This window comes from Chryseobacterium sp. Bi04 (assembly GCF_918698085.1).
Classification (GTDB): domain Bacteria; phylum Bacteroidota; class Bacteroidia; order Flavobacteriales; family Weeksellaceae; genus Chryseobacterium.
In genome coordinates, this window is sequence record NZ_CAKKLP010000002.1 from 402,761 (window position 1) to 414,403 (window position 11,643).

Annotated in this window: 9 protein-coding genes; 1 reads left to right on the forward strand and 8 read right to left on the reverse strand. The window is 37.6% G+C overall.

Annotation, left to right across the window (positions count from 1 at the left end; translation table 11 throughout):
* Positions 1–86: 86 nt before the first annotated feature.
* Positions 87–1,571, forward strand: coding sequence for a beta-lactamase family protein (locus tag LQV47_RS06150; RefSeq protein WP_230034903.1), 1,485 nt, complete (start codon positions 87–89; stop codon positions 1,569–1,571).
* 95 nt (positions 1,572–1,666) lie between these two features.
* Here the strand turns inward: LQV47_RS06150 and LQV47_RS06155 are convergent, their stop codons facing one another.
* The 8 genes from LQV47_RS06155 to LQV47_RS06190 form a co-directional block, all read right to left on the reverse strand.
* On the reverse strand, positions 1,667–2,212 hold the full coding sequence (locus LQV47_RS06155) for a membrane lipoprotein lipid attachment site-containing protein (protein WP_047487191.1): 546 nt from the start codon (positions 2,210–2,212) through the stop codon (positions 1,667–1,669).
* Between the two features lie 74 nt (positions 2,213–2,286).
* Positions 2,287–2,757, reverse strand: a complete 471-nt coding sequence (locus tag LQV47_RS06160) for a hypothetical protein (RefSeq protein ID WP_230034905.1) — start codon at positions 2,755–2,757, stop codon at positions 2,287–2,289.
* Between the two features lie 5 nt (positions 2,758–2,762).
* Complete coding sequence (locus LQV47_RS06165; protein ID WP_230034907.1) at positions 2,763–3,530, reverse strand: hypothetical protein; 768 nt, start codon at positions 3,528–3,530, stop codon at positions 2,763–2,765.
* Positions 3,531–3,676: 146 nt separating this feature from the next.
* Complete coding sequence (locus LQV47_RS06170; protein ID WP_230034909.1) at positions 3,677–5,242, reverse strand: glycine betaine ABC transporter substrate-binding protein; 1,566 nt, start codon at positions 5,240–5,242, stop codon at positions 3,677–3,679.
* The gene (locus LQV47_RS06175) at positions 5,239–6,159 is read right to left on the reverse strand and encodes an ABC transporter ATP-binding protein (protein WP_230034911.1); all 921 of its coding nucleotides are present in this window, start codon (positions 6,157–6,159) and stop codon (positions 5,239–5,241) included. The genes LQV47_RS06170 and LQV47_RS06175 overlap by 4 nt, the downstream gene beginning before the upstream one ends.
* Before the next feature lie 8 nt (positions 6,160–6,167).
* A complete protein-coding gene (gene egtB / locus LQV47_RS06180; protein ID WP_230034913.1) occupies positions 6,168–7,340 on the reverse strand; it encodes an ergothioneine biosynthesis protein EgtB in 1,173 nt (390 codons plus the stop codon).
* Positions 7,341–7,449: 109 nt separating this feature from the next.
* Entirely contained in the window at positions 7,450–8,433 is a 984-nt protein-coding gene (egtD, locus tag LQV47_RS06185) for an L-histidine N(alpha)-methyltransferase (protein WP_230034915.1), read from the reverse strand.
* A gap of 1,479 nt (positions 8,434–9,912) precedes the next feature.
* Positions 9,913–11,046 (reverse strand): 1-acyl-sn-glycerol-3-phosphate acyltransferase, encoded by a 1,134-nt coding sequence (locus LQV47_RS06190; RefSeq protein ID WP_230034917.1) that lies wholly within the window; start codon positions 11,044–11,046, stop codon positions 9,913–9,915.
* Between the last annotated feature and the right edge of the window lie 597 nt (positions 11,047–11,643).

Genomic DNA, 11,643 nt, shown 5'->3' on the forward strand with positions numbered 1-11,643 from the left:
CCTGTCAGGGCTTTGTCGGGTTTTTGTCGGGTTCATTTTGTGTGCTGAAACATACTAAAATCCAATCTTTGTCAAAAATATTAACAATGACAAAGTATACTCATTTTATACTTCCTTTTTTCATCTTTTTCTTTAGCAATACACAAGCACAAATAGAAAAAACTGACGCTTTGTACAAGACCATTATGTCCAGAGACAGTCTGCTTTTTTCAGTAGGATTTAATACCTGTAATATTTCTCAAATGGAGAATATTTTGAGCGACCGGCTGGAGTTTTATCATGACAAAGACGGTATGTCTGATAAAAAGAAATTCATGATTGATTTTAAAAACGGACTGTGCAAGGCACCGGAAATGCGCCAGGTAAAAAGAGTTTTAATAGAGAAAAGTTCCGAAATCTATCCGATGTACCAAAACGGAAAACTATATGCCGTTATTCAGAATGGTAACCACCTTTTTTATGAAAAAGAAAAAGGCACACCTGAGAAATTGGGCGGAGAGGCTAAGTTCACCAATTTCTGGATGGTAGAAAATGGCAGCTGGAAACTGGTAAAATCCCTAAGTTTTGATCATCATGCAAAATCAGCAATTCAGGAGGATATTCCTGAAGATGACCAGGCGATTGAAAGCTGGTTGAAAGAAAATAAAGTCCCGGCACTTGGGCTGGGAATCATTGAAGAAGGAGAACTTAAACAGATAAGAGTTTTTGGAGAAATAAAAAAAGGAGTTCCGGCACCCTATAATACCTGTTTCAATGTGGCCTCACTTACCAAGCCTGTAACAGCAATGGTAGCACTGCGTCTGATCAGTTTGGGGAATTGGAATCTGGATGAACCTCTTGATCAGTACTGGGCAGATCCTGATATTATAAACGATCCAAGACACAGCAAACTGACGACCAGAATGATATTGAGCCATCAGACAGGCTTCCCAAACTGGAGATGGATGAATCCTGATAAAAAGCTGAGCTTTCAGTTTGAGCCGGGAACACAATATCAATATTCCGGAGAAGGTTTTGAATACCTGCGTAAAGCATTGGAAAAGAAGTTTGCGAAACCGTTGGACCAACTTGCCAAGGAACTGATTTTTCAGCCGCTTACCATGAATGATACCAATTATATTTGGGATCCTAATACAGAAGAATCTAGATTTGCGGTAGGATATAATAAAGAAGGAAAGCCTTATCCAACGGAAAAAAACAAAGCTGCCAACGCGGCGGATGACCTGCATACTACCATTCAGGATTATGGCAATTTTATGGTCAGTGTTATGAAAGGTAAAAATCTAAAGCCGGAAGTTTTTCAGGAAATGACTAAAAATCAGGTAAAAACAAAAGAACATAAATATTTTGGATTGGGTTTTGAAATCTATGACCTCGGGAATGGCGATTATGCCTTATCCCATGGAGGAGCTGATCTTGGAACACGCTGTATTGCCTTTGTACTTCCAAAATCAGGAAAAGGAATTCTAATATTTACGAATGCAGATGATGGATATAAAATCTATGAAAAGCTGGTGGTTCATTATTTGGGAGAAGAAGGAAAGAAAATTGCAGCTATAGAAAACAGATAATGTGAACGATTATAAACAATGAATCCATGCTTTTAAAGTGAGAAGCAGGGATTCATTGTTTCAATATTTATGTAAAATAGAAGAGGATATCACTTTTATTTTACCTTTTCTAAAAGATAGAGCTTAGCTCCGGAAAAAGCCAGTTTAGGCATCACATTACCTTCCAGAACCATTGTTTTGTTGTTGACATCAATAACTGAAATATAGTTGTTGGAGTTGTACTCTATATAGTTTTCCTTTTCCTTAGTTAAAGGGTTTTTTCCAAATTCAAGAGAATATTTTACCCAGTCTTCTTTCTCGGAACTGCAGTGTACCGGCTGGAATTTAGATTTTTTGGCCTTAAAAATAATCTGATCATAACTCTCTGTACAATCTGTACTGAAAGAACTTTCCGGATTCTGATCTTTTGAAAAATCTTCAAAAGAACCACGGTACACTCCTACGACTTTCCAGGTTCCGTCCAGGCGGTCTTCATCTATTTTTCCTTTGGCTTTACTTACGGCCCAGCTAATCCCGTTTACTGTTCCTTTTACCGCTTTGTAGCTTACATTGACCGCTCCCTTTACCACTTTTGCGGCAGTAGATACTACACATGAATTTAATACAAGAACGGCTGAGGCCAGGAATATTATTTTTTTCATATTGTCAGGTTTTTTTATTTGCTGCGAAGATAATGTTTTTGAAAAGGATGGTTTAGAAATTTTCATCATCATTTTCATTCCTTTTGGTCAGGCGATTCAGGCCTCTTAAAACTATAACCCAGATCATAATAGATCCTGTTTTCCTGCCTGGTTTTACCCATTGCCTGTATTTCTTCTCCAGGGAGCAGCCGTTTTTTCTCGATCAGGTTTTTCTTATATTTCTGTAAAGTAGGGAGCAGATAAGATATGGAAGTGACCTGATTCTGAACATTGGCATGAATAAACATCCATTCATCAGACTTTTTATTAACATAACAAGACAAAAAACCTCCTTGTTTTTTGGGACCGCTGTACTTCATTTTAAACCCTTTTTGGACCAAAAGGCTGTCTCTGTTAAGTTTCCCGGGCATGATATCATACCAGATTCCGGATGAGGTAAATGTCTGGGCAAAAGAAATACAGGTTCCCGCAACAAGAGCAATACCTAAAAGTATTTTCTGCCTCATCGTAATTGTTAGAATTAAAGTAAATATATTGCTTTTCATAACTTTTATTTAAATACCGGAATGTATTCCGGAACGTAGGCCTTTTCTTTTTTCAGAGTTTGAATATATTCTTTGCTGTATATGGCGAGACGGATGTTTGAAATATCAATCATTTTAGAATTTTTGTTTCCTGAATGATCGTATGAGAGGATCTCTTCCTCCTTTCCCTCTTTTTTAGACAGAATGTAGTAGAAATTTTTATTTTCCCAGCAGCTTACTTCTTCAGATAAGCTGTCCCCAATAGGTATACGTTTGCTGTTTTTTTGTAGAAAACTCAACAGGTCTGAAAAATCATTTTTATTTCGTGAGGCTTTACTGGCTCGTAGATACGCAAACTCTCCTTTATTGTTTTCCGCCATGTCCAAAGAAGGAAATACCACTTTATTTAAAATCGCCAAAGTATCTTTTGCTTCATCATAAACTACTGTTTTATATTGATAGCCAAAATATTTGACAGGTTTCTTTTTCCTGCTCATCCAGTCATTCGTAGACTCCAGATAAAAGTCTGACGGTAACCTTCCTTCCGATGAATAGAAAGCCAAGGTGTCTTTTTCAAACATTGCCGTTTCCAGGGCTTTTAATGCCGTTTTTTTATCCAGCTTTTTGGGATCGGTTGATAAAATTTCATCAGTTTTTTGCAACCGCGATTGGTAGAATTTTGCAACACTAAATGTTTTATCCAGCTGATCTATCAGAAGGATATCCGTATCCTGAGCCTGGCAGGAACTCAAAAACAATAATAAGACCATAAAAGGAAGTATTTTATTCTGCATTTTTTTAATTATAGCTCAAATATAAAGATAGTCCATATAATATCTTTCAAATTTTATCCCTCTATTTTGTGTTTTTTTTTGAACCGTGATTGGATTGGGAAGGTGTCCAGAAAAGAATAATTATTTGTCCATCAAAATACAGAAAACTACTTCCCGTCTACATACCTCTTAAGATCAGAGATACTTTTTATCTTCAGATCATCAGCTTGTTTTCGGCGCATCATTAAGGCATATGCATTATTAAAACCAAGTGGTTTCAGCCATTGAATTCCATATTGTTTTTCAAATGCTGAGTTAACATACCGGTAGGTTTTATCGGCACTTTGGGTAACATTTTTCAGGATTTGTGGCGTAGGCTGTAAGAGGACAAGAAGTCCGGTTCCCGTGTATTCAGGGTAAATATCAATAGCATCATTCATTAAGGCATCAAAACAGATTTTGGTTCCTCCCAAGCCTGTTTTTGTTTCTGCTTTATAGTCTGTATATCCTTCAATAAGCATAGTATACATCTCTGCAAGAATGTATTGTTCCCCAAAGATTTTTGAACCGATTCGCACCGTTCCTGAATTTCCTTTCCGGGGAGTTTTATAGAGGTGATTCCGTATTAAAAAATCCTTTGCAATCTTTTCCGGTGTCTGGTTGAGGTGATCAGACCTGTAATTCAAATCGGTCATAATAGAATCGTTGAACTTACCGGCCAGCAGATTTAAGGTTTCTTCCAGTTCCGGAAATTTTTTCAATGTTTTGGTTTTAATGATGGGAGCTGCAAAGTATGGGGGGAAGATTTTTTTATCATCATCCAGTACATAGAGATCAAAGGCCTTGATCCTCCCGTCCGTAGAATAACCACTGATCAGATCCAGTTCTTTTTCATAAGCTGCTTTATACATAATGGCATCATTGACAACCAATGGATTTACATTAAGACCATATACAGAACGCAGCCCGATATCACCATCCTGTCTTCCCATAAATTCCGGGGTAAAACCGGCTTTTATTTTATGATGTGAAACAGAGGTCAGCAGATAGCCGGCTGCCATGATAACAAGAACAATAGGCACTACATATTTCAGTTTCCGGAATACCAGATACCCCGACTTTTGTATCATGGCAATCACCTGATCCAATACAATGGCCAGTAAGGCAGCAGGAATAGCACCCGCCAAAATCATATTGGTATTATTAAGCGAAATACCCCCAAAGATAAATTCTCCCAGACCACCCGCTGCTACAAATGAAGCTAAAGTGGCTACCCCTACATTAATAACGGCGGCCGTTCTTATTCCGGCAATGATAACAGGCATAGCTAAAGGAAGTTTAACCTTAAAAAGCAGCTGCCTTCTGTTCATTCCCATTGCTTTGGCAGACTCAATCACAGCAGGATCTACACCTGTAATTCCGGTATAGGTATTGCGGATAATAGGTAAAAGAGCATAGGTCAACAAGGCTGCAATGGCCGGTTTGGGGCCGATGCCAAATACAGGAATCATAAAACCCAGGAGGGCAATACTGGGAATGGTCTGCAAAATACCGGCAATACCGAGCACAGAACCGGAAAGTTTTCTTTTTCTGGCAATCAGTATTCCTAAGGGAAGTCCTACTATGATCGCCAGCAATAAAGACAGAAAGGTAAGCCCAAGATGCTGAATGATCTGGGTTAATAACTTTTCATGCTGTTCAGCCATAAACTGCCAAAGACTCTGATGCGTCATACGGTCTGTAATTTTCTGTAATGATTAAATGCTTTGACCAGATTTTCATACAGCCCTGTATGATTGTGATCTGAGCTTAATTTTTGCAGGGCATCCCAGACGCTTGCATTTTCTGAAAAGCCAGATTCGTAGTGCCAATCTTCAGTATTCAGGAAAGGGGCAATATCCTGTAAGGTCGCTACTTTATATTCCAGCAAAAGCCGGCTTTCAGCAAAAAAATCGATGACGAAATTATTTTTAGGATGATAAAGCATTTCTTTTGGAGTACCGTTCTGAACAATTTTTCCCTGATCCATCAGGCATATCCGGTGACCCAGCTCAAATGCTTCCTGTACGTCATGGGTAACCAATACTATTGTTTTGCTTTTAAGCTCTTCCAAAGATTTAAATTCTGAATGGATATCTGCTTTCGTAATATTGTCGAGAGCTCCGAAAGGTTCATCCATCAGTAAAACCGGAGTATCGGCAATCAAAGCTCTGGCAATGCCAACCCGCTGCTGTTGGCCACCACTTAATTCATTGGGAAACCGGGAAAGTACTTCTTCCGAAAGATGAAGCTTAGCTAAAAGTTCGTGAGTCCTTGTTTCCGTTTTCTTTTTCTCCCATTTCAACAGTTCAGGAACTACCGCAATATTCTGTTGAATGGTATAGTGAGGAAATAACCCGGAATGCTGCATTACAAAACCTATTCCCATTCTCAGCTCTTCTGCTTTCTGATCACGGATATTTTTGCCATCAATCAGAATATTCCCGGAATCTGTTTCTATGAGCCGGTTGATCATTTTAAGAGTGGTTGTTTTACCACAGCCGCTGGTTCCTAGGAGCACGAGTATTTCCTGATCATAAGCCTGAAAAGAAATATGATCTACTGCGGTTTTTCCATTAAAACTTTTTGAAACTGATTCAACTGTAATCATGGCAAAAATTATTGGGCAAGTCTGATTCCTGTAAACTGCCATTTTAAATTGGCTTGAAAAAAATTGCGGTAAGTATTTCTGCTATGGCCGGCAGGTGTAGCTATGGAAGCACCACGCAAAACCATTTGATTAACCATAAATTTTCCATTGTATTCGCCCACAGCACCCGCTTCTTTTTTAAAATTAGGGTAGGGCAGGTAGGCCGAATTGGTCCATTCCCAGCGGTCTCCCCAGTTAAAATGATCCGATGCTGCTTCCCATTCTGCTTCCGTCGGAAGACGCATTCCTTTCCAGGATGCAAAAGCAGAGGCTTCATAGAAGTTGATATGACACAGGATATCATCAGGATCTACTTTCTGTAATCCGTTCAATGTATAATTCATCCATGTACCGTCAATATAATGCCAGTACAATGGAGATTCTGCCTGATTTTGTTTCACCCAATCCCATCCTTCAGCATGCCAATGCCTGAAATCTGTGTAACCGCCGGCTTCCATAAATGCTAAATATTCACCATTGGTTACCAGCTGACTGGCTATTTCAAAACCGGTAAGATAGACTTTATGTCTTCCAAGCTCATTGTCAAAACAAAACCCTTCTCCCTGAAAGCCTATTTCATAAACCCCTTCAGGAAACCGAAGCATCTGTGTATCCTCCGCGTAAGATTTTACACTTTGTTTCTCTTTTGTATAAGGTGGGAAGAGTGGGTTATGTCCCAGGATATATTTAATATCAGTCATTAATAATTCCTGATGCTGCTGTTCATGGTTCAGACCCAGTTCCAATAATGGTTCAATGGCTTCCGTCATGAATCTGCTCTGAAGAAAAGCCTTCATCTGCTCATCCACATATTTCCGGTATTGATAGATATCTGAAACAGAAGGCCGGCTGAGGTTCCCACGGTCGGTACGGATTACTCTTGCCCCAATAGTTTCATAATAGCTGTTAAAAACAAAATTATACTGAGGATCGAAAACTTCATAGTCAGGAAAATGAGGAGCCAGAATAAAAGTTTCAAAAAACCAGGTCGTATGACCGAGATGCCATTTCGGAGGGCTTACATCAACGATAGGCTGTACTACATAATCCTCAATTTCCAGCGGGGCACAGATCTCTTCTGAACGTCTGCGGATATCCGTATATTTTTTCACTATATCTTTTGTGGTGATCTCTGGTGTCATGTCTTTTAGTTTTAGTGATGTATTTTATATTGAAAGCATTATATATTTTTTGCTCTCACAGATCTGGCAGATTGTACAGATTTCATTCCAGCGCACAGGTTCTTTATCCTTATTTTACCTGCCAGATACTGTCTACAAACCATTTTTTAGAATCTTTAATCTCTCCGGTTATGGTAAAACCTGATTTCTCTCCCAATGCTCTGATCTGTTCTGCAGAGAACTTCTGGGAAATTTCCATATCGATAAGTTCATGTTCTTCAAATGAAATGCTATCGTCTCCGATCATTACCTTTTGATTTTTAAGGCTTATTAGAAAACTTCTGCAGGCCCCACTTACTGGATCATAGGTTTGGTAATGCTGAAATTGTTCCAGATCAAAATTCCCTTCCAGTTCGTTATTGATGCGTGTCAGGAGATTGAGATTAAAGGCAGCTGTAATCCCTTCTTTATCGTTATAGGCATCCAAAATAATGTGGGGATTTTTTTTAAGATCAAACCCAACCAATACACGATCTTTTGATGACAGGTTTTTATTCAGATGCAAGCAGAAACTTTCAGCTTCCTCCAGGGACATATTTCCAATATTGCTTCCTAAAAATAAAACAACTTTTCTTCGGTCAGATAATGAAGCCACCTTTTGAAGCATCTCAAAATAATCACCTTCCAGGCAGGTTACTTCCATTGCCGGAAACTGACTGCTTAATTTTTTATAAAGTATGGAAAGGATATTCCCCGAAATATCAATAGGCATATACGTAAAGTCAGCTCCTTTTTTGACCAAATATTCAAGTAAATAGGCAGATTTCATGGCATCACCTGCTCCCAATTCAATCAAATCGAAAGGTTCATGTTCAGGAATGAGGAGGTCTGCCAGTTCATTTGTTTTATTTTTAAAAATATCAAGCTCACAGCGGGTAAGGTAATATTCAGGCATAGCCATGATTTTCTGGAAAAGACGATCTCCAATTTTATCGTAAAAGTATTTTGAAGATAACTTTTTGGGAGTGCTTTGTAAGCCATTTAAAACATCCGGACGAAAATAATCAATAGGCTCATTTTCAGTTTTAACATGTGAATCTAACTGTACATTCATAGGTCTTATTTTGTGTGGTTTTTAGATAACTGCAATTATCTTGCCTTTCAAAACATCGAATTCCTCTGATATTTTATTAATTTAAATATAGACAATTTTATTTTTAATAGATTGAATTTCATTATGTTTTTAGAATGTGTGGTACTTTTTTATGGAAAAAATACATGAGATTTCCTGGGTTGATTTGGAAAGTTATAGAGATGTAAAACGCTCTTGTAAAGGGATTTGTAAGGGAGTTTAATAGGGATGTACAGAGGAAGATGAGTTATAGGTTGGGAAACGCAAAGACGCAAAGGTTTTTAAATAATGTGCTGTTTCTAAGACGCAAGGAAATCAAAGATTTCCAGCAAGTATTCGGTGATTTATGTAACGCAAAGGAATAATGATTCGAATGTTTTATTGTAAGGCAGCAAAGAAGAGCGACTTTGTCGCTGAATAAGCTGTATGAAAAAGCATCAGTTCCATTAAAATCGAGTGGTATAGAGTCAATTTACCTGAGTTGCCGGGAGAAAACTATAACCACAAAAGTCACAAAAGTTTTAGGAACACTTTGGAGAATGGAGTTACAAATAAACTGCTGAGAAGTTCACATAAGTTTTTTTGAAAATCTCTGATTTTCTTTTGAAATGTAAGCTTCGTCAAGATCGATTTACTCTTAGCTCACTTAATAGTAAGCGTAATAAAATTAAAGCTTTGCGTTAAAAAACTTTATATTCAATTAGGGTTGGATGGATTTTTAAACGCAAAGGAATAGTGATTCGAATGTTTTATTGTAAGGCAGCAAAGAAGAGCGACTTTGTCGCTGAATAAGCTGTATGAAAAAGCATCAGTTCCATTAAAATCGAGTGGTATAGAGTCAATTTACCTGAGTTGCCGGGAGAAAACTATAACCACAAAAGTCACAAAAGTTTTAGGAATACTTTGGAGAATGGAGTTACAAATAAACTGCTGAGAAGTTCACATAAGTTTTTTGAAAATCTCTGATTTTCTTTTGAAATGTAAGCTTCGTCAAAATCGATTTTTAATCGATTCACTCTTAGCTCACTTAATAGTAAGCGTAATAAAATTAAAGCTTTGCATTAAAAAACTTTATGTATTCAATTAGAGTTGGATAGTTTTTTAAACGCAAAGGAATAGTGATTCGAATGTTTTATTGTAAGGCAGCAAATTAGGGCGACTTTGTCGCTGAATAAACAGCATGAAAAAGCATCAGTTCCATTAAAATCGAGTGGTATAGAGTCAATTTACCTGAGTTGCCGGGAGAAAACTATAACCACAAAAGCCACAAAAGTTTTGGGAACACTTTAGGAGAATGGAGTTACAAATAAACTGCTGAGAAGTTCACATAAGTTTTTTTGAAAATCTCTGATTTTCTTCTAAAGTGTACTTACTAATATGTGATAAGTTCCTGACTTCTAAAGTGAATTCAAGTGTTTTAAAAAAATATTAGAAAAATGTGCTCAATCTGTGGGAGAAAAATTAGTTTTCTTCAACCTTTATCTTATTGATCAGTGGATTGGCATACATCGACAGGAAATGTTCTTTTGAAATGGGATCTGACGGGTCAATACGCATTTCCAGTCTTCGGATAAACAATTGTTTTTCCTGTTCAGTATACTGTGAAGCATAGGTATGGGTATTGTGAAGCAGATCATAGGCTATAAATTTTGTTGGCCATAGCTTATAATTCCGGATAATGGAATCATCAATGATTTGTGCAACAGCCTGCAGCTGCTTATTTTTATTCTCAATGGTAGCTGCAATATCATCCAGTTCTTTGTCAATGACATGACCGGCATGCAGATGAATTCTCTTCTTTTGACCCAATATACCACTAAGCATGGTGGTAAAATCTTCATTTTTACCTTTTATGTATTCCTCTTCCCTGTGTTTGGCCAGAAGTTGGGGCATTTTTAAAGAATCGGTAGGGTCATATTCATAAGAGATGGAGATGGGAACAATCTTTAAAGATTTAAAATAATCCGTCAGGAACTGATCTCCCGCTGCCATTGCCAGCATTTTTAAAACGCCTTGCTGAGTAGCATCATTACCGTCTTTGGCGCGGCCTTCACGCTGGGCAATCCATACGGAACGCTTTTCCTGGTGTAATTGTTGCTCAATATACTCGGACATGATCTGTGAACTTTTAAGCTGATCACGTAGCGACAGTCCTCTCTGAACTAAAAAGTTACGGTTCAGTTTGGCCAATACATTCAGGAACTTTCTCCCAACAAGGTTGTCACCAATGGCTGAAGCCGTCATAATGTGGCCGCTCTCCAGTAAGGCAAGGTTAAGAAGGGAAGTGTCCAACACAATATCCCTGTGATTCGAAATGAAAAGGTAAGGGGTATTTTTATCCAGCTGGTCGAAACCTGAAGTCGTCAAACCGTCAGAACTTTTTGTAAGGATCTGACGAACGGTCTGTGCTATAAAATGCCTCTGAAAATCACTAATGGAATGAATATTTTTAAACTGTTCCAGCCAAATTTGCTCATCCGTATCTGGAAAAGTAAAATTCATCAGCGCTTTCATCATAGGGTCGCGGGATACACTCCCTAACGCTTCATTCACCTCCTGATCATGGAAATACCGGATTTCATCAAACTTCGACATGCAATTATTTAAAATTTAAAACCTTTTTGCAAAAGAACAAAAATTATATGAGAATGCCGTAGAATGTAGATGAAAGTATTATGATTGGCTTAGAAATTGGGGAAATCATTTGGTGAATAGAAATAGACCCTACCATTGTTCTACTATATCTAAACCACAAAAAGTCACAAAAGCTTTTATTTAAAACACTTTAGTTCACTTAAGTAAGTTTAGAAGGATACTGTATAATAAGTTCACATAAGAAGAAAATCATGGATTTTCAAAACCTTAAGTGTACTTCTTATGCGTAAAGTTTGTCACTTGAAATTACTTAAGTGCTTAATTCTTTTGTATCTTTTGTGGTTCAACTATATTTTGAACCATTAAGAATTGTGAAGTTATTAAGGCACGTTAAAGTGAAAATCAGAAATCTTAGGTGAGTTTAGATTCCTGCGGAATGACAAATGCTATGCTTGATATATACGCACACCTTGTCATCCTATGTTTGTAAAATATTAATTTTAGGAATGAATAAGGAAAAGAGAGTAAAGAATAAGGTTACAATTTGTCATTAGTCTTCAAGACCGTTCGGAATGTTAATCCCTTTACTCTTTTTAC

What these genes read in the sequence shown, in the direction of transcription:
- LQV47_RS06150 (WP_230034903.1), top strand. Translation starts at nt 87, where the DNA reads ATGACAAAGTATACTCATTTTATACTTCCTTTTTTCATCTTTTTCTTT.
- LQV47_RS06155 (WP_047487191.1), bottom strand. Translation starts at nt 2,212, where the DNA reads ATGAAAAAAATAATATTCCTGGCCTCAGCCGTTCTTGTATTAAATTCA.
- LQV47_RS06160 (WP_230034905.1), bottom strand. Translation starts at nt 2,757, where the DNA reads ATGAAAAGCAATATATTTACTTTAATTCTAACAATTACGATGAGGCAG.
- LQV47_RS06165 (WP_230034907.1), bottom strand. Translation starts at nt 3,530, where the DNA reads ATGCAGAATAAAATACTTCCTTTTATGGTCTTATTATTGTTTTTGAGT.
- LQV47_RS06170 (WP_230034909.1), bottom strand. Translation starts at nt 5,242, where the DNA reads ATGACGCATCAGAGTCTTTGGCAGTTTATGGCTGAACAGCATGAAAAG.
- LQV47_RS06175 (WP_230034911.1), bottom strand. Translation starts at nt 6,159, where the DNA reads ATGATTACAGTTGAATCAGTTTCAAAAAGTTTTAATGGAAAAACCGCA.
- egtB (WP_230034913.1), bottom strand. Translation starts at nt 7,340, where the DNA reads ATGACACCAGAGATCACCACAAAAGATATAGTGAAAAAATATACGGAT.
- egtD (WP_230034915.1), bottom strand. Translation starts at nt 8,433, where the DNA reads ATGAATGTACAGTTAGATTCACATGTTAAAACTGAAAATGAGCCTATT.
- LQV47_RS06190 (WP_230034917.1), bottom strand. Translation starts at nt 11,046, where the DNA reads ATGTCGAAGTTTGATGAAATCCGGTATTTCCATGATCAGGAGGTGAAT.